The 17,418-nt window shown below is 39.7% G+C and carries 23 protein-coding genes and 1 riboswitch; of the genes, 7 read left to right on the top strand and 16 right to left on the bottom strand.

The annotated features are described in order from the left end of the window. Positions 1 to 184 precede the first annotated feature (184 nt). Together KR50_RS09745 and KR50_RS09740 are read right to left on the bottom strand one after the other, a co-directional pair. Positions 185 to 814 carry a metal-dependent hydrolase gene (locus KR50_RS09745; protein WP_041057775.1) on the bottom strand — a complete coding sequence of 210 codons (630 nt, stop codon included), beginning with the start codon at positions 812 to 814 and terminating at the stop codon, positions 185 to 187. Between the two features lie 94 nt (positions 815 to 908). After that, entirely contained in the window at positions 909 to 1,316 is a 408-nt protein-coding gene (locus KR50_RS09740; protein WP_041057773.1) for a sporulation protein, read from the bottom strand. A gap of 347 nt (positions 1,317 to 1,663) precedes the next feature. Here KR50_RS09740 and KR50_RS18490 point away from each other — a divergent pair, with 347 nt between their 5' ends. Then, complete coding sequence (locus KR50_RS18490; protein WP_156969497.1) at positions 1,664 to 1,816, top strand: lmo0937 family membrane protein; 153 nt, start codon at positions 1,664 to 1,666, stop codon at positions 1,814 to 1,816. 55 nt (positions 1,817 to 1,871) lie between these two features. Here the strand turns inward: KR50_RS18490 and KR50_RS09735 are convergent, their stop codons facing one another. Next, positions 1,872 to 2,804: an LCP family protein gene (locus KR50_RS09735; protein ID WP_041057770.1), complete on the bottom strand. Its 933-nt coding sequence runs from the start codon at positions 2,802 to 2,804 to the stop codon at positions 1,872 to 1,874. Positions 2,805 to 2,996: 192 nt separating this feature from the next. On the opposite strand from KR50_RS09735, the gene msrA reads away from it, so the two are divergent. Continuing rightward, positions 2,997 to 3,524, top strand: a complete 528-nt coding sequence (gene msrA, locus KR50_RS09730) for a peptide-methionine (S)-S-oxide reductase MsrA (protein WP_408606149.1) — start codon at positions 2,997 to 2,999, stop codon at positions 3,522 to 3,524. Positions 3,525 to 3,564: 40 nt separating this feature from the next. Here the strand turns inward: msrA and KR50_RS18485 are convergent, their stop codons facing one another. From KR50_RS18485 to KR50_RS09705, 6 genes are all read right to left on the bottom strand, one after another. Further along, entirely contained in the window at positions 3,565 to 3,756 is a 192-nt protein-coding gene (locus tag KR50_RS18485) for a hypothetical protein (protein ID WP_156969496.1), read from the bottom strand. 15 nt (positions 3,757 to 3,771) lie between these two features. Then, positions 3,772 to 4,512, bottom strand: coding sequence for a 7-carboxy-7-deazaguanine synthase QueE (gene queE / locus KR50_RS09725; protein WP_041057766.1), 741 nt, complete (start codon positions 4,510 to 4,512; stop codon positions 3,772 to 3,774). A 2-nt stretch (positions 4,513 to 4,514) separates the two neighbouring features. After that, positions 4,515 to 4,949 carry a 6-carboxytetrahydropterin synthase QueD gene (gene queD / locus KR50_RS09720; RefSeq protein WP_041057763.1) on the bottom strand — a complete coding sequence of 145 codons (435 nt, stop codon included), beginning with the start codon at positions 4,947 to 4,949 and terminating at the stop codon, positions 4,515 to 4,517. Then, positions 4,946 to 5,611 (bottom strand): 7-cyano-7-deazaguanine synthase QueC, encoded by a 666-nt coding sequence (gene queC / locus KR50_RS09715; RefSeq protein ID WP_041057760.1) that lies wholly within the window; start codon positions 5,609 to 5,611, stop codon positions 4,946 to 4,948. The genes queD and queC overlap by 4 nt, the downstream gene beginning before the upstream one ends. A 72-nt stretch (positions 5,612 to 5,683) precedes the next feature. Further along, a riboswitch (PreQ1 riboswitch) is annotated at positions 5,684 to 5,728 on the bottom strand. A gap of 111 nt (positions 5,729 to 5,839) precedes the next feature. Further along, the gene (locus KR50_RS09710; RefSeq protein ID WP_041057759.1) at positions 5,840 to 6,040 is read right to left on the bottom strand and encodes a cold-inducible protein YdjO-related protein; all 201 of its coding nucleotides are present in this window, start codon (positions 6,038 to 6,040) and stop codon (positions 5,840 to 5,842) included. 247 nt (positions 6,041 to 6,287) lie between these two features. Then, positions 6,288 to 6,581, bottom strand: coding sequence for a hypothetical protein (locus tag KR50_RS09705; protein ID WP_041057755.1), 294 nt, complete (start codon positions 6,579 to 6,581; stop codon positions 6,288 to 6,290). 151 nt (positions 6,582 to 6,732) lie between these two features. Here KR50_RS09705 and KR50_RS09700 point away from each other — a divergent pair, with 151 nt between their 5' ends. After that, complete coding sequence (locus KR50_RS09700) at positions 6,733 to 6,939, top strand: hypothetical protein (protein ID WP_041057754.1); 207 nt, start codon at positions 6,733 to 6,735, stop codon at positions 6,937 to 6,939. A 59-nt stretch (positions 6,940 to 6,998) separates the two neighbouring features. Continuing rightward, positions 6,999 to 7,184, top strand: coding sequence for a hypothetical protein (locus KR50_RS18480; RefSeq protein WP_156969495.1), 186 nt, complete (start codon positions 6,999 to 7,001; stop codon positions 7,182 to 7,184). Positions 7,185 to 7,263: 79 nt separating this feature from the next. Here the strand turns inward: KR50_RS18480 and KR50_RS09695 are convergent, their stop codons facing one another. From KR50_RS09695 to KR50_RS09675, 5 genes are all read right to left on the bottom strand, one after another. After that, positions 7,264 to 8,133 carry an SDR family oxidoreductase gene (locus KR50_RS09695; protein ID WP_041057751.1) on the bottom strand — a complete coding sequence of 290 codons (870 nt, stop codon included), beginning with the start codon at positions 8,131 to 8,133 and terminating at the stop codon, positions 7,264 to 7,266. Positions 8,134 to 8,451: 318 nt separating this feature from the next. Next, positions 8,452 to 9,369, bottom strand: a complete 918-nt coding sequence (thrB, locus tag KR50_RS09690) for a homoserine kinase (protein WP_052476935.1) — start codon at positions 9,367 to 9,369, stop codon at positions 8,452 to 8,454. Next, positions 9,366 to 10,424 carry a threonine synthase gene (gene thrC, locus KR50_RS09685; RefSeq protein ID WP_041057749.1) on the bottom strand — a complete coding sequence of 353 codons (1,059 nt, stop codon included), beginning with the start codon at positions 10,422 to 10,424 and terminating at the stop codon, positions 9,366 to 9,368. The genes thrB and thrC overlap by 4 nt, the downstream gene beginning before the upstream one ends. Further along, positions 10,424 to 11,725 carry a homoserine dehydrogenase gene (locus KR50_RS09680; RefSeq protein ID WP_041057748.1) on the bottom strand — a complete coding sequence of 434 codons (1,302 nt, stop codon included), beginning with the start codon at positions 11,723 to 11,725 and terminating at the stop codon, positions 10,424 to 10,426. Before KR50_RS09680 ends, thrC begins: the two co-directional genes overlap by 1 nt. A gap of 181 nt (positions 11,726 to 11,906) precedes the next feature. Then, positions 11,907 to 12,431: a C39 family peptidase gene (locus KR50_RS09675; protein ID WP_041057745.1), complete on the bottom strand. Its 525-nt coding sequence runs from the start codon at positions 12,429 to 12,431 to the stop codon at positions 11,907 to 11,909. A gap of 91 nt (positions 12,432 to 12,522) precedes the next feature. Between KR50_RS09675 and KR50_RS09670 the strand changes: the two genes are divergently transcribed. From KR50_RS09670 to KR50_RS09660, 3 genes are all read left to right on the top strand, one after another. Next, positions 12,523 to 12,846: a hypothetical protein gene (locus tag KR50_RS09670; RefSeq protein WP_041057743.1), complete on the top strand. Its 324-nt coding sequence runs from the start codon at positions 12,523 to 12,525 to the stop codon at positions 12,844 to 12,846. Between the two features lie 228 nt (positions 12,847 to 13,074). Beyond that, positions 13,075 to 13,455: a DUF1499 domain-containing protein gene (locus KR50_RS09665; protein ID WP_041057742.1), complete on the top strand. Its 381-nt coding sequence runs from the start codon at positions 13,075 to 13,077 to the stop codon at positions 13,453 to 13,455. A 1-nt stretch (position 13,456) separates the two neighbouring features. After that, positions 13,457 to 14,935 carry a dihydrolipoyl dehydrogenase family protein gene (locus KR50_RS09660; protein WP_052476934.1) on the top strand — a complete coding sequence of 493 codons (1,479 nt, stop codon included), beginning with the start codon at positions 13,457 to 13,459 and terminating at the stop codon, positions 14,933 to 14,935. Positions 14,936 to 14,985: 50 nt separating this feature from the next. Here the strand turns inward: KR50_RS09660 and KR50_RS09655 are convergent, their stop codons facing one another. Both KR50_RS09655 and proB read right to left on the bottom strand, forming a co-directional pair. Beyond that, on the bottom strand, positions 14,986 to 16,248 hold the full coding sequence (locus KR50_RS09655) for a glutamate-5-semialdehyde dehydrogenase (RefSeq protein WP_041057740.1): 1,263 nt from the start codon (positions 16,246 to 16,248) through the stop codon (positions 14,986 to 14,988). Between the two features lie 40 nt (positions 16,249 to 16,288). Continuing rightward, positions 16,289 to 17,416, bottom strand: coding sequence for a glutamate 5-kinase (proB, locus tag KR50_RS09650; protein WP_041057738.1), 1,128 nt, complete (start codon positions 17,414 to 17,416; stop codon positions 16,289 to 16,291). Between the last annotated feature and the right edge of the window lie 2 nt (positions 17,417 to 17,418).

Below are 17,418 nucleotides of genomic sequence, written 5' to 3'. Positions count from 1 at the left end.
TTACTATTCTCCTCTGTTCGACAAATTCCCTTCCTTTTTATTAAAGTTAAAGATGTGATTCTCTACAAAATTCTTAAGTATCGATATGCAATCTGCTCCTTTTTAGACGAATTCAACATGAAAAATGCCCTGACGAAAAGCTTCGTTAAGGCATTTATAGAATACTAATTTATAATCTTTGTAATCAAAATTCTCGGCTATATATGGGGTAAAACCACTTAATCCCCTTTTTATTGAAGGGAAGACATTTCATATCAAGCAGCAAATGGCTGATATAACCAGATGCGCAAGCCATCACGACCCCGTTTACAGCCAGCCTGGTTTCAAGCTGATAAGCTATAAAAGTAAATGCCGCTGTTCCTAAGAGTGTGTGGGTTGGCCCTCTGTGAGGAACAAATGAGGCGCCTACTGTAAAAATACCAAACCAGATTAACCAGAGCTCGTCTCCAATCCAGCCTGTACCCATTAGAGTAATACCGGATAGTAAAACCATGAAGCGCTGATTAATCATATACCTTGGCAGCAGAATCAACAGAAGCGCTGCTGTTGTGCCGATGACTCGAATGAAGCCTGTAAGCATGATCAAACTGTATGTACCGAGTAAAACGCCTATACAGGCTAATGCAAACCAGAGCCATTTCCGGTGAAGGGAGATCCGGTTAGATAACTTGCCATTTGTATCTAAATCAGGAGCAAGAGAAGAAACACAGCCCAGGAAAATTAATAGTCCAGTTGCTGCCGGAGCTGCATCCTGAAAGACTGCAACACCTAAACCCGCTCCTGCTCCCACTACGGCATGAGAGGTCCCTTTCATAAATTCATCATCCTTTTCTATCTATAAGTTCCTACTCGTTTATTATATCGAACATATGATCTTATAGCTAGAAAAGTTAACAAGTACAATTAAATTACTTGATGATTATGATATCTTTATCTTCAGGGTCAACTCCATTATGTACCAATAGTTTCGTTTGAATATATGTTTCGACTGATTCAGAAGACGTTGGATGATTTTTTGTAAGGACCATTTTAAAACGGCATTCTTTTTTCTCATTCGCTTTTATCTCGCTTATTTCTTTCAACATCACTTGATTTAGTTCTTCATCATAATAAGAAAAATCACTGTCGCTTCTATGCTCATTATCATGAAAAACGAATAGGGTTAATTCTATTCCTGCTATTTGCTGATCCGACTGGCCCCCAATAACCGTAACTAAGCCCTCAATCGTGTCTCCCGGGGAAAACGTATTTGGATGAACCGTTGTCTGTATTTCTGCTCCTTCAAAACCAATCGATGAAAAAAATTTTTCAAACATAAAAACACCTCCATTTACCCTATAGTATCAATTTTTTTTACAAGTGCAAACCGTTCTCGAATGAATAGTACGCAGGTCTTGAGTTTATAGTATAAGCAGGTCTCATTAAATTGACAGATCAGCTTCTCAAAGCACCGCAGTAAACTCACTAATTACCCTAGCGTCTTTAATATACTATACAAAATAGGCGACATTATCCTAAAACACTCTCTCTTAGTTGATGCAATGCCCGTATTTGGTTTATTTATTTATAGTAAGATAATATTTTTTTTTGAATTTAGGATTAATTTTTATTCTGTCAGGGTAGAGTAGGATTAGTTGCTTTTATAAAGAAGGAGGTGTAAAAGATGAAAATTCTATGGTGGATTATTGTTATCCTACTTGTTGTATGGTTAGCTGGATTCTTATTAGACATAGCAGGCGGTATCATTCATATTTTAATTGTAATTGCTATTATCTTAGTTATCTACAATTTAATAACCGGCAGAAAGAAAGTTTAGAGATTCAAAAAGAGCGCACCCCTTCAAAAGTGGATGCGCTCTTTTTGCTTTTAGGTTAATCTAAAAATTTTTGCAGTGCCTCGTTGTTTTCTTCCCAGTACAACTCCAAAACGGAGCCAACTCCGGGGTAAGATGCTGTACTATAGCCATTTTCAATCGGAATTGTCAGCCTGTCTAACTCCGCCCCGCCGCTTAATATAATTCTGCTCATTAATTCTACTTGCTTTGGATTGCTCATATTTGTTTGTACATAGGGCTGTGCTACTCCCAAAAGTTTCGGTGTCTTCATGACTCCGCTCAAGCTCATTGCGTGGTCTTTTACTGCCTCAATGACCTGCTGCTGCCGGTTCACTCTTCCAAAGTCCCCTTCAGCATCCGCACGGAAGCGGGCATAGCCCAGCAGTTCTTTTCCATTAAGCTTTTGCTGCCCTTGCTCAAGACTGACCCCGATTTTTTCAGACATCGCTTTTTCAACGTTGATCTCAATTCCGTCCGGTGCCAGTGCATCAACCATATCCTCAAAGGCAACAAAATCAATCAGCATATAGTGTTCAACATCTATATTAAAATTTTCTTTAACCGTTTGACGCAGAAGCTCCGGTCCTCCTAAATAAAATGCTGTATTTAATTTATAGCTTTGATAACCGGGAATATCTACATAAATGTCACGCATTAGAGACACCAGTTTTACTTCGTCGGTATTGCCATTCCATTGAGCAATCATCATCGTATCAGAACGAGATTGTTCCTCACCTCTGCTATCTACACCAATTAACAGCACATTCACTTTGCCGTTATCTGATTTTACTCCTTCAAATTCCTGTTCAAACTCTAAATCAAGGCCTTTAGCATCCTTTGACATTTGTGTACCAAGCCAATATTGTGTGACAGAAAAAATGAGAATGAAAAGTGAAACCAAAATGACAAGTGCAAAAAATACTCTGCCCTTTTTCATCTTCTTTTTTCTGCGCTGCTGTCTTGTTTCCATAGTGCCTCCTGAATAAATGTACGTCTTTAATCGTAAGCTCTTCGATCATATGACGAAGCAAGAGCTTAATTTGTTACACTTTACAATCCTTTTTAAAAGTTTGCAAGCTTTTTTAAAACAGATTAGTAGTCCCTGTTTCCGCCCAGTGATAAAATATGATGAAGCTTTTAAGGTAAGAAGGAGGAAAAGATCATGGAAAAGGTAGAAAAGGCAACGTTTGCCGGAGGGTGCTTTTGGTGTATGGTCAAACCATTTGATCAGTTTGAGGGAATTAAATCCATTCGATCCGGCTATACAGGCGGGACGATTACTAATCCAAGCTATGAAGATGTTAAAAAAGGGGACACAGGTCATCAGGAAGCTGTCGAAATAGAATTTAATCCTGTCATTTTTCCATACGAAAAATTATTGGAAATTTACTGGCAGCAAGTTGATCCAACAGATGATGAAGGTCAATTTCAAGATAGAGGCCCGTCCTATCGCGCAGCCATTTTTTATCATAATGAAAATCAAAAAGAACAAGCCATACGTTCAAAAGAGGCACTTATCGCAAGCCAAAGATATGATAAGCCCATCGTTACCCCAATCCTTCCGGCAGGTTCTTTTTGGGAAGCAGAAGATTACCATCAGGACTTTTATAAGAAAAACCCAGATGAATACAAAACTGACCGGGAACAATCAGGGAGAGATGCCTTCTTGGCAAAACACTGGTCAGAGTAAGAAAAAAAGGTTCGCACCTCTTTGGGTGTGAACCTTTTTCTTACGAACTCCATAAATACAGGACAATCCAATCAAAAATTAACCATAAACCAATGAGTGAAAGGGCAAATAGTATAAATAAAAGAAAAACATTTCTCTTTTCATGTTCCCGCTTTAGCTGCCAGTAAAGTAAACAGGCAGACAGGATGACGATGATTACCCCTATAAGCAGAGACACTACAACCATCTCCATTTCGTTACTAGTCCTCTAGACACCCCGTTTATTCCCCCATACGTAGGTATGGAGCTGCGGCAATACTCTAACACGGTTTAATGCTTCCCTTTTCATTACACAATCAATCAGCCATTCATATTTCGAAATTAAATCGGAGACAAGTCTGGTGTCGTTTGTCTCTGTTACTTGTTCATTTCCGGTTTGTATATAAAAGGGGACCGTTGGATATCGCGAGTGAAGCATTTCAGCAAAATCTAAATCATTTTCGTCAAAGACCACCACTTTTAATGAATAGGTAGAATTCGGGCGGCTTTTTAACCTGTCTAGAATATCATCAAGTATACCAAGATTCGGTTTCATTTTTGAACTGGGCGGTTTTGGTGAAATTGTAAGGTCATCAATTGACATGAACCAATCCTGCCAAATGCTTCCCTGAGTCTCAAGTGCCACGTCAATGCCAAGTTCTTGTAAAGCAGTCACTAATACACCCATATGCTTAATTAAAGCAGGATTTCCTCCCGAAATCGTTACATGAGAAAAAGCATTTCCACCTGTTTTAAAAAGCTCTTCTATAATGGATGATGAGCTCATCTGCCTGATTTCATCTTTAGCAGATCCATCCCATGTAAACGCAGAATCACACCATGCACAGCTGTAATCACAACCCGCAGTTCGAATAAACATCGTTTTCTGTCCGATAACCATGCCTTCTCCCTGTACAGTCGGGCCGAATATTTCCAGGACAGGTATCTTTTTTTCTTTTGTTTGCTGCATCATTAGACCCTCCCTGTTTTAGGGCGATAGATTACATAGCTCGTAGGCGTTTCACGCAAATAAATTTGCAGGCAGGTTGGCTTGTTCATTGTTTTATCCAGGTACTCTTGAATTATTTCATACATGACTCTTGCCACAACCTCTGTAGTTGGAAAAGTGTTGCCGCTTTCTGACGGAAAACGTTCATCTTCATTTAAAACCTTATGATCAAACCTGTCATGAAGCAAGTTCTTAATTGTCTTGAAATTCACAAGAAAACCTGACTCATCCAGCTCATCACCCGCTATGGTTACATTAGCAAAATAGGTATGTCCATGAACCTGCTGGCACTTCCCTGCTGCTTCATGTGGAATCGAATGAGCAGCTGCAAAATGAAAATCTTTGTTTAACTCATAGGAAAATGGATGGTCCGGCGATGGATAGATTTGCTGTATCACGTTGTTTTCGCCTCCTTTTTCTCAAGGAATTGAATCATGCCTTTATTCCGTAGTTTGCAGGCAGGGCATTCGCCGCATCCTGTCCCCTGCAGCCCGTTATAGCAGGTTAGGGTATGATCCCGGATGTATTCAAATACCTGTAAGTCATCAGCCAGTTCCCATGTTTGAGCTTTATCCAGCCACATAAGCGGGGTGTGAAGCACAAAATCCTCTTCCATCGATAAATTAATGGTGACATTTAAAGACTTCATAAAGATATCCCGGCAATCAGGATAGCCGCTGAAATCCGTTTCACACACACCTGTAATCAAATGCCTGGCCCCGATTTGTTTAGCCAGTACAGCTGCAAAAGACATAAAAAGCAAATTCCTTCCGGGTACAAATGTAGAAGGCAATTCTCCTTCAGTTTCTACTATAGGCTGATCTTTCCGGGTCAAGCTTGAGGGGGCAAGCTGATTAAGCAGGCTCATGTCTAACACATGATGCGCAACACCCAGCTCCTCCGTAATTTGTTTCGCTACTTCTATTTCATTATTGTGACGCTGTCCGTATTCAAACGTAACCGCTTCGACTTGGTCAAAATGTTTTTTTGCCCAGAATAAACAAGTCGTACTATCCTGGCCGCCGCTGAAGACAACGAGCGCTTTTTGATTTTTATCCATAAAAAAATCTCCTCTTCTATTGATAGAAGAAAGAGTGCTCACGAAAAAGGAAAAGGACTAAACCTTAGCTCTTTGTCCCTAGTTTTTTATAGAGGGATGGTCGCGAACCTCTTCTTACATCTAATAATATTTGATTCATTGTATCACAGGTACGTACCTATTTGAAATTGTATAGATTTCTGACAGCACATAAAAACAGCCGTTCCTTAAAGGAACGACTGCTTTAAATTAAAATTTTCGAGGATTCGGGATCACTTCAAGCAGTCGTGTCCCTTCTTCCATTTTGCTTCCGCAGATCGGACATGTTGGAGAACCTTCTTCATGACTTGAAAAATTAGATCTCATCCACCCTTTACATTCTTCAGATGAACATTCCCAAACCGTAGTTTCTTCTTTAACCACTTCTTCTGTTGGTTTGCGTTGAAACATAGTATTGTCTCCCTTCAAGAACCGTTGTCCATAAATATAGATAGCTCAAAAAAATAAATCACTTAATGACAAAGCCATGAATGAATCCAAGCTTCATATTAAGTGAAAATAAATTGGTAAACGAATAGCACTTAACACAATTTTACTTTATTTAACTACCTTTGTCAACTAACGAATTAAGGTAAAATTTTCTTATACGTAAAAAGGACAGATCGGTTCATCTGCCCTTATTTCAACGAACATATTGTTAAAATTGATTTGTTTGCTTCTTTGACTCTTCCTGATTTTCATTAAAATAATGTACAGAAGTTTGAGCTCCCTCTTCCATCATCTTTTCATCCTCTAAATCATAAGAACCGGTAGCTTTTGGTGCCTGGCCTTCGTTATCATTCATGGATTGCTTTGCCTGATCAATCAACTGGTTAATTTTTACTTTCGTGTCATTAAAAGCGACTGTTGCTTTATCGCGGTTCGTCTTATTTTTAAAATAAGCGTATCCAGCTGCTCCTAATCCTAATAACGCATAACGTTTCATCCCCATATAAAACCCTCCTAATTAATCCTAGTATTTTTATATCCTTGTTTTGATGACTGTAAACATTTTCAGCTGAGAAATTTATGCTCTTTTCTTTTTATTCTTAACGTTTAGAGAAAATTCAAATGGGAATATATCTCATAAAGGAGGTTTTATTATGTCAAAAGATAAGCAAAACCGCACCTCAAATAAATTTGATCAACCCGACAGCTTAGATAGTAATAAAGAAAGTATTCTCGATAAGTTTGAAGACGAACAAATGACTGACCCGATTCCAATGGAGGATCAAAAACAGGATATGAAAGACGAAAAAAACAAAAAGCATACTAAATCTTCATCATCAAGTGAAAAATCCCATCCATAAGAAACAACTAGTCCTTCTGCATAAAAGTCTTATTTTATGATAAAATAAGAGTGAACATTATGGACTTCATGGAGGTGGATACAATGGCCCGAATTGAGCATGATGAGCTGCAAGAGAAAACAAACAAGAATGATTCTCAAAAAGTTAAGGCTGTTCAGCTCCTTGGTTCAGGAATGAAGGAAGACGAGGTTCAAGAGCTTGCTGAGCATCGAGATGACGGATGGGAATTTGTAGACGAATCATAAAAAGATTTTTTTGCTTTTTAATTTAAAAGGTCCTGCAAAATTGCAGGACCTTTTTTTATATTAATGTTTTGTTTTTAGATCAGCTAGTAACAAATGTTCCTCCATTAATGTGAATGGTTTGGCCTGTCATATAGCTGGAGTCGTCAGATGCTAGTAAAACATAAGCTGGGGCTAGTTCAGCCGGCTGACCAGGTCGTTCCATAGGAGCATCTACACCAAATTTTTCAACCTTATCCGCTTCAAAAGTCGAAGGAATAAGTGGAGTCCAGATAGGCCCAGGGGCTATAGAGTTCACACGGATTTTTCTGCTGACTAAAGATTTTGCGAGAGAGCGTGTAAATGTAGCAATCGCTCCTTTAGTTGCCGAATAGTCAATAAGCGTTTCGTTGCCGGCATATGCCGTAACAGAACCTGTATTTATAATCGTGCTCCCCTCTTTTAAATGAGGCAGAGCCGCCTTCACTAAATGGAACATCGAGAAAATATTTGTTTTGAATGTTTTTTCAAGCTGTTCTGTTGAGATTTCTTCAATTGATTGCTGTGGATGCTGTTCAGCTGCATTATTAACAAGAATATGAAGTGATCCCAATTCGCTTACTGTGTTTTGAACCGCGAGTTTACAAAACTCTTCATTTCCTACATCACCTGACAGCAGGAGGCATTTGCCGCCGTATTGCATAATGTCTTCTTTCGTTGATTTCGCATCCTCATGCTCTTCTAGGTAGATAATGGCAATATCCGCCCCTTCTTTCGCGTAAGCAATGGCAGCCGCTTTACCGATGCCGCTGTCTCCTCCAGTAATGAGCGCAACTTTCCCATTTAATTTTCCAGAGCCTTTGTAATCAGGATCATTGTGAATCGGTTCTGGGTTCATTTGATCTGTTTCTCCAGGTTGTTGATTTTGATGCTGGGCCGGCTGGCCGCCCTTTTGCTGGTTTGAAAATTCCATTTTAACCTCTCCTTTTTATGGAATGATTTATTATTTCCTTAATTGATAAATAAATAACCATTAAAGCAAATGGTCATCCAGGTCGCTTTTATGGCAAAATCCTGTCATGTCTAACGGCTAAAACATTCAACTCATGCCAAGCAGCGTAATGAAATTGACCAGATATGGGCTAATGAAATTCCTGCCTTGAATAACTTAAAATTTCTGAATAGCGCCTCCGAAATTCTTTACATAGTCCACCTCCCTAAAACTGGTTAATGAAAGAATAGTTATCGCTTCCCTCTTTTACCATATAAAAAACCACCCGTTTATAGGTGGTTAAACATTCTCTTTCAGATAAACGGGCGAAATGGCGGATCCTGTAGAGGTAATCGACGTCAAAACACAAGAGTAATGTGGAAAAGCTTTATTCATCTTACTTGAGATGTTGTTTACGTCATTTTTTCCGCAAAAGATGGTGATCGCAGGACCTGCTCCGCTAATCGTTGTAGCATAAGCCCCGAGTTTCCCCGCTTCTGTCCGGATCTGATAAAATGAATCGATCCACTGCACACGATAAGGCTCATGATATTCATCTTGTTCCATCATCTTTCCTGCCATATTCCAATCCTTATTAAGTAATGCCGCAATCATTAAATTAGCGGCTGCACTGGACCGGACTGCAGAAGAATGTGAAATCGAATCGGGAATGGATTTTCGGGCATCAACGGTTGTCAATTCATGAGAAGGAACGAGAAGCAGAACGTCGACTTCATTTGTTTGGATTTTCATACTATCTAATTTTTTATTTGTCCATCTGCTGACCGTTATCCCTCCAAGTACAGCAGCAGATACATTATCAGGGTGTCCCTCTATTTCACATGCCATTGTAATCTTTTCAGCGTCAGTCAGCGATAATGAAAGCAGGGAGTCTGCTATATCAATCGCGGTCACAATTGCTGCTGCACTGCTCCCCATTCCTCTTGATAAAGGAATTTGAGATGCCACAGAAAGGGAAGCAGCAGGCGCTTTAACATTAAAATGCTGCTCAACTTTTCTGATTGTGGACAAAATTAAATTACTTTCATCTGTAGGCAGCGATCGATGGCTGTCCTCTTCGTACTGAATCGTCCACTTTGATGATGGTGTAACGACTGTATTCTGGTGTATGTTTAGCGCTGCTCCAATCGAGTCAAACCCTGGTCCAAGATTTGCAGTGGTCGCTGGAACATGAACCTGAAAAGGAGAAAACGTCATACTTTGACTCCCCCTTTTAATTCAGCGCGAAGGTCATTAATGTTCGCTTTTATTTTCACTGGTTCCAAATTGGATGTATTTATTGCCGTTTCAGGGTCTTTTAGCCCGTTGCCTGTCAGTACAGCGACGACTGTACTTCCTTCTTGGATCAACCCTGCTTCAATTCTCTTTTTTAAACCTGCAATTGAAGCGCAGGAAGCAGGTTCCGCAAAGATTCCTTCTTTCCGGGCTAACAGGTGATAAGTTTCTAGTATCTCTTCATCAGAAACAGATAATATATCTCCCGAGGATTCTTTTAATGCGTTTAAGGCTAATTTCCAGCTCGCAGGATGACCAATCCGAATGGCCGTAGCGATGGTTTCTGGTTGTTCTACTATTTGATTCATGACAATCGGCGCAGCTCCTTCAGCCTGAACACCTAACAGGACAGGTCTGGCTCCCCCATATTTATCCTGATATTCTGAGAATCCCTTCCAATAAGCTGAAATATTGCCCGCATTCCCTACAGGAAGCGCAAGAAGGTCTGGCACCTTTCCAAGCTGCTGCAGAACTTCCAAGGCAGCAGTCTTCTGTCCTTCCAAACGAAAAGGATTGACAGAATTTACAAGCGTAATATTATCTTCTTCGCTTATTCTTCTTACAAGGGTCAATGCTTCGTCAAAATTCCCTTCAATCGAAACAATATCTGCTCCGTACATTTTGGCTTGAGCAAGTTTTCCAAGCGCGATCCGCCCATCTGGAATGACTACAATGGTGCGTAGTCCTGCTCTTGCTCCATATGCTGCTGCAGAAGCTGATGTATTTCCTGTAGAAGCGCAAATAATTGCATTGCTTCCTTCCTCTTTTGCTTTTGCCACAGCCATAACCATTCCGCGATCTTTAAAGGAACCTGTTGGATTTGCACCTTCGAGCTTGACGTGCAAATCAATATTCCACTCCTTAGAAAAATGAACCAGCGGAACCAATGGAGTATTGCCTTCTAAAAGACTTACATCAGGGGTGGATGAAGTAACCGGAAGCCACTCTTTATATTCCTTAATCAGCCCTTTCCACATTACTTCACACCTCCTTCTACCCTGTAATTAGAGATAATTTGTTTTACTGATGACGATGCTTTCAATTCATTAATGATTTCTCCCTGGTTCTTTCTGGATAAGGAATGTGTGATTAAAATTACTTCTGCTTCTCCTTCCTTTTCACCAGGACGCTGAATAATTGAACCTAAACTTGCGTGATGCTTGCTGTAAATAGATGTTAATTCAGAAAATACACCAATCTCATCTTTCACAAGCAAACGGTGGAAAAACTGAGCACTTTGATGATCTTCCCCTTTTAAATGCCTTGAATTCATTGGGTTGTGGCTTCTTTTGCCGCCAACTCCGAGCAATAGATTTCGGCATGCAGCAAGAATATCGGATACAACTGAAGTGGCAGTTGGCATAGAACCTGCTCCAGGTCCGTAAAACATAGTTTCTCCTACTGCGTCCCCATAAATATACACCGCATTATACTCATTTCTGACTGATGAAAGCGGATGAGAGGATGCAAGAAAAACCGGCTCCACTGATACATCAATTCCATCCTCATCTCTTTGAGCAAAACCAAGCATTTTAACACTGTACCCAAATTGTTCTGCCAGTTCGAGATCTTCTGTGCTGATTGCTGTCATCCCTTCCACTGATACATCTTCCAAATGAACTTCCATTGAAAAAGCAAGTGTCGCAAGAATAGCCATTTTTCTCGCAGCATCCAATCCTTCAACATCTGAAGTCGGGTCGCTTTCTGCAAAGCCAAGTTCCTGCGCTTTTGTTAGTGCTTCCTCATAACTCCATTTTTCTTCTTTCATTTTAGTGAGGATGTAATTAGTTGTTCCATTGACAATGCCCATAATTCCTGAAATTCTATCTGATGCCAGGCCGTCTTCCAATGTTCTTATGATTGGAATTCCTCCTGCTACACTTGCTTCATAATACAAATCACAGCTGTTTTCATGAGCTAGACGCAAGAGTGAATGACCATGAATGGCCATTAAATCCTTATTAGCCGTTATAACGGGCTTGCCTGCTTTTAAAGATTCTTGAATAGCATATTTCGCCTCTTCTATTCCACCCATAACTTCCACTACAACATCGATATCAGGGTCATGTATAACATCACTTACATTTGAGCAAAGTACACCATGATCTACATATGTGCCGCGCTCTTTTTCCATATCCCGGACAACAATTTTACCTATTTTCACCTTGACTCCAAGTCTTTGTGTTAGTTCTTTTTCATTATCACGGATCATTGTCGCAACCCCGCTGCCAACAGTTCCAAATCCCAGCATGCCAATTGTCAGATCTTTTTTTGTCATAAGACACCTGCTTCCGCCTCATGTATGTATTTACACAGAGGACATTTGTTTTTAATATACGGACAATTATAGCCATTCGATGATCTTGTGACAACCCAAATCCCTGAACTTTTTATCATATTGATAGGCTTTATTTTTGAAATCGCTTTCAAGAAAAATAGGTTCGTAATATGGTAGTGTATTATTTTTCAGGTGAAAAAGTAACAAGGGAAAGTATTTGGGCATTTACAGAAAAAGAAATTCTCCGTATAGCATCTTTCTGTTTACCGTGGTCTAACGCCAAAAGAAAAAAATCGTCATCTGTCACTTCATACCCTACACCTGTGACCCAGTGATAACGGTATTTGTATTCACTTGAGAACCATCTGAATGAAGTCCATTGGTCAAATTTTATTGCTGCCGGCCGATTATGTTCAATTTCATGCATATAGGACTGAATGAACATTTTCTTTTTTACTTTTGTTGAAAAACCTAGTTCATTCAATGTACGTGACATCTTTCTGGCAGATAAGCCGAACCATCCGGTTTTAGAATTGACATACCATTTTTTTTGCCATTGATCTGCTGGTTCTGAGTGAGGGTAATGGTAATTAAGGATGGTGGCAATTGCAGTCGGACCACATGCTGAATTTTTCCCTCTATGAGATAAAGGAACATCATATTGTGAAAACCCCGCTACATTTTGAATAATTCTTTTCATTTTCATCTAACAACCTTCCTTCTCAATTAAAATTTAATAGCACCCATAAGGCGGTTATGGGAAAATAAAGGCATGAATCATAGAAAGGTGTGTTTTTTTGACGAAAGCAGGTAATTTTTTAGGATCCATTTTTATACTGATTGGGCTAAATGGTGCTGTCTCGTTTTTACTGAAGACCGCTTTTATTGATGTTTCTGTTTTAATAGGAATCGCATCGATCGTAGGCGTAAGAATGATTACCGCTCCAAGTAATTGGGCTAAAGCAAACCAGTCGGGCTATACCAACAAATCGGAGACCGTTCAGTTTGATAAAGAAGAAGACTATATTCAGCCGCATATAATTCTTCGCGCTTGCTATGCTTATACAGGCCTTTTTATAATTGTGGTTATCGTAACATATTTTGAATACTTTATTTCCTGAAAATTAACTATTTTATAACTTAAACACCGTCTTTCTTTTTTCATGAGAGAGTTGAGTAGTTTAACTAAATCTAATATAGGGGTAAAGGATAGTTTAGCGGTCGTTTGATTAACCGTGAACAAATAAAAATCTCAAATTTTGTTTCACAAAAAAGTTTGATCTTTATCGAAAAAAAAATAGCAACTAAAATGGCATCAAACACTAAAAAATATCTACTGGAGGCTGTTTATGAGCAAGAAAAACCGTATTAGAAATGGAAAATTACTGCCTATGTCCCAAAAGAAAAATGATGTGTCCACGCAGACAGATCAGGCAGAAAAAAAGATGGATCCTCTTCCCTTTAAAGAAAACATAGCTGAAAGTCATGACAAAATAAAATCAATTTTAAGTTCATGGAAGCGGGTTGAAATTAAAACGGATGAAACAGACTATATTCATGCTGTTGTAAGCAGCAGAATTTTTAAATTTAAAGATGATGTGGAATTTTTATTTGATGACCAAACGAATCTTGTACACTTTCGGTCCGCTTCCCGATCAGGAATGTATGACTTTGGCGTCAACCGTAAACGAATGAAGGAAGTATCTGATCAGTATAGGGAGGAGAAGTAATATGGAAAGATATCAGGTTGTAGTTATAGGAGGAGGCTCAGCAGGCATGACGGCTGCTGCAGGCGCTGCAAGTATGGGAGCAAAAACAGCGTTAGTTGAAAAAAAGGATTCACTTGGAGGCGACTGTCTTCATTATGGGTGTGTGCCCTCTAAATCATTAATAGATGCTGCAGCCCGTGTCGATACAATTAAAACTCAAAATTTTGGCTTTAATGTTTCTGGTGACCTGGATTTTACACTTGTAAAAGAACACGTAAAATCTGCTCAGGCAACCATCCAGGAAATTGATGGTACGGAACGTTTTACTGATCTTGGAGTGGACGTTTATTTCGGCGGAGCAGCATTTTTATCACCCAATGAGATTAAAATTGGACATTCTGACGTTATTTACGCTGAGAAAGTAATCATTGCAACAGGATCCTCACCTGTCATCCCTCCTATTGAAGGGCTGGAAGATATATCATTTGTTACGAACGAAAGCATATTTGATTTAGATAAGCTGCCTGAAAGCCTTGGAGTGATCGGGGGAGGGACAGTCGGAGTAGAAATGGCTCAGGCGTTTGCAAAATTAGGATCAAACGTTCATATCTTTGAAGGATCTGATCAGATCTTTTCAAAAGAAGACCAGGATATATCCAAGTATATGTATAATGTTTTAAAAGAAGAAATCGATATTCATTTGAATACTAAGGTAGAAAAAACCCTCTATCATGATGGAAAAATTGACGTTCATCTCACTCATCGCAACGGAAAAGAAGAAAGAAAATTAGTTGATACACTGTTAGTCGCTACTGGCAGAAAACCTAATCTCGCTTCACTCAACCTGGAAAATGCAGGTGTGGCAACGAAAAATGGCTTTGTTGAAGTGGATTCATCCTTTACTTCTTCCCAGCCCCATATTTTTGCTGTTGGAGATGTCATCGATACTCTGCCTTTTACTCATGCGGCAGGAGAAGAAGCAAAAACGGTCGTGCCTAATGTGTTATTTGGATTGAAGCGCGGGTTGAGTCATGCGCATACTCCATGGGTAACCTTTACATCCCCTGAAGTGTTTCACGTAGGAAAGACTGAGCAGCAATTGCTGTCAGAAAACACAAATTATCGTACTTATCGTGCCCATCTTGATGATGTGGACCGATTCATTACATCGCATGAAACTAAAGGGTTTGTAAAAATTCTGACCGATAAAAAAGGAAAGATTTTAGGAGCTCATGCAGCCGGCAAGGAAGCTGGAGAATGGATGCAGATCGTAGTCTTTGCTATGAAAAACAAGCATAAAATCGGTAGTTTATCCCGAATCATTTACTCTTATCCTACAAAAGCCGGCGCACTTCAAAAGGCTGCAGATATTTATTGGAGAGAAAAACTGTTTGAAGGACCGCTGCCAAAAATAACTAGAAAAATATTTGAACTAAAGTACAAAATCACTTCCAGAGGTGATCACCCGCAGGAGGCAGAATTACCGCTAAAGAGAAGTTAAAAAGAGGCAGCTTAATCGCTGCCTCTTTTTTCTATCTATCATGCGTACTTTTATCGTATTTGCCCATTTCCGCTCATCACATACTTGATTGTGGTTAGTGCAGGCAGCCCCATTGGTCCTCTGGCATGAAGCTTTTGAGTGGAAATCCCAATTTCAGCACCAAAACCAAGTGCACTTCCATCCGTAAATCGAGTGGAGGCATTGTGGTAAACAGCTGCTGCATCGACAAGTCCTTTAAAACGAGCTGCAGTATCCTCGTTTTCTGATACAATGGCCTCAGAGTGCTTTGTGCCGTACCGGTCAATATGAGCAATAGCATCATCTGCATCTTTAACAATTTTAACAGCTACATCGAGGCTTAAAAACTCATTTTCCCAATGCTCTTCATTAGCAGGCATCGCTCCTGGAATCAATTTCACAGCAGCATCGTCGCCGTACACACCTATTTTTGAACTTTTAAGTGCTGAAATCAGCTGTTCCTGGTGTCTTTCCATAAATTCTTCATGAACAATTAAAGTCTCAGCTGCATTGCAAACCGCAGGACGATCTGTTTTTGCATTAATAAAGATGGATATCGCTTTATCCACATCTGCATCCTTGTCCAAATAAATGTGACAGTTTCCAACGCCTGTTTCAAGAACAGGGACAGTAGCGTTATTGACAACCGCCTGAATAAGCTTCCCGCCCCCTCTTGGAATCAATACATCAATGTGTTCTTTCATTGTAAACAGCTGCTGTGTAGCAGAGCGATCTGTACTGTCAATAAATTGAACAGCATCTGGTGAAATTTTGGTTGAAACCAGTGCTTCTTTTATTACTTTAACTATAGCTCTATTTGAATGTATCGCTGTCGATCCGCCTTTTAATACAATAGCGTTGCCGGATTTTAGCGCAAGACCGGTTGCGTCAGCTGTTACATTCGGACGGGCTTCATAGATCATGCCTATGACCCCAAGAGGCACACGCACTGTTTGGACGTTAAGCCCGTTATCAAGCGTCCATTCAGAAACAACTTCCCCAGAAGGATCTTCAAGTTGAGCGACCTGACGCAAGCCTTCAGCGAATTCTTTAACCCGCTCTTCTGTTAATGAAAGCCGATCCATATAGGCTGCATCAAAATCATTTTGACGTCCGTTCTCTAAATCCTGTTCATTGGCTTTTAAAATATCTTCTACTTGTTCATCAATTGCTTTAGCTATCCAATAAAGCGCATCATTTTTATCTTGAGTTGAAAGCATCCCAAGTTCTTTAGAGGCTTTTTGAGCTAATATTGCTTGTTCTTTAACGTTTACTGATATTTTTGCTGTTGTCATCAAATCCACTCCTTACGTGTTTTATGCACCTCAGCTATTATTACACCCCAATTGGGATGGCTACTTCTAACTCACAAACAAATGAATCACTGTGCATAGCAGCTTCACCATTGTCGCTTACTGCATTTTTTTCAAGCTGGAATGATTCAAGGTCGAAAGAGGAATAATTAACAACTCCCAAGCCTAATTTGTTTTTGTTTAAGTCAAGAATACGGACAACGGACCCTTTTTTAAAGTTGCCGTTAATTTGATAAATCTGACTAGGAAGAAGGCTTCCTTTGTCATTGACTATAGCTTCTTTCGCTTCTTCCTCTATCAAAATCTCACCTTCAGGACCCGAATTAAACGCGATCCATTGTCTGTAATGGTCAAGGTTTTGTTCAGGCTGTGCTACATTGAAATACGTTCCTTTTGCTTCTTGGTTTACAGCATCAACTAAAATGTTTTTCACACCTGACTTTCCAAGAAAAGATGGAATTCCAGATGCCATTGAAATTTTAAATGCATCAATTTTTGATCTCATACCGCCGGTTCCTACTGCAGAACCCGGCTCTCCTGCCATCTCTTCTATTTCCGGAGTTATTTCTGAAACTTCTTTCAATAAGGATGCAGAAGGTGTTTTTCTAGGGTCAGCATCATATAAACCGTCGATATCAGATAATATGATCAATTGATCGGATGCAACAAGACCGGCTACCTTAGCTGATAAAGTATCATTATCGCCAAAACGCAAACGGTCCGTCGTAACTGTATCATTTTCGTTCACTATTGGAACAATCCCGCGTTCAAGAAGAACATTTATCGTATTCCGAACATTATTGTATCTTGTTTCATCGGAAAAATCACTGCGAGTAATTAATATTTGAGAAGCAGCATAACCATGGGAAGAAAATAGTTCCGAATAAGTCTCAATTAATCTGCCTTGTCCTACTGCTGCAGCTGCCTGTTTCTCCGGTAAGGAATCAGGACGGTTCACAAAACCAAGCGTTCTGTATCCCGCAGCTACTGCTCCTGATGAGACCAGGACAACTTCATGGCCTTCATCTTTTAACTCGGCTACCTGATCTGTAATGCGTTCTATTTTTCTTCTGCTAATATCCCCTGACAAACTGGTTAAAGAACTGCTTCCGATTTTAATGACTACTCTTTTTTGATTGTCCGATGTCATAC

Source organism: Jeotgalibacillus campisalis (genome assembly GCF_000829515.1).
Taxonomy (GTDB): Bacteria; Bacillota; Bacilli; order Bacillales; family Jeotgalibacillaceae; genus Jeotgalibacillus; species Jeotgalibacillus campisalis.
Note: the sequence above shows the minus strand (reverse complement) of the source record. Positions and strands in the feature narration are given on the sequence as shown.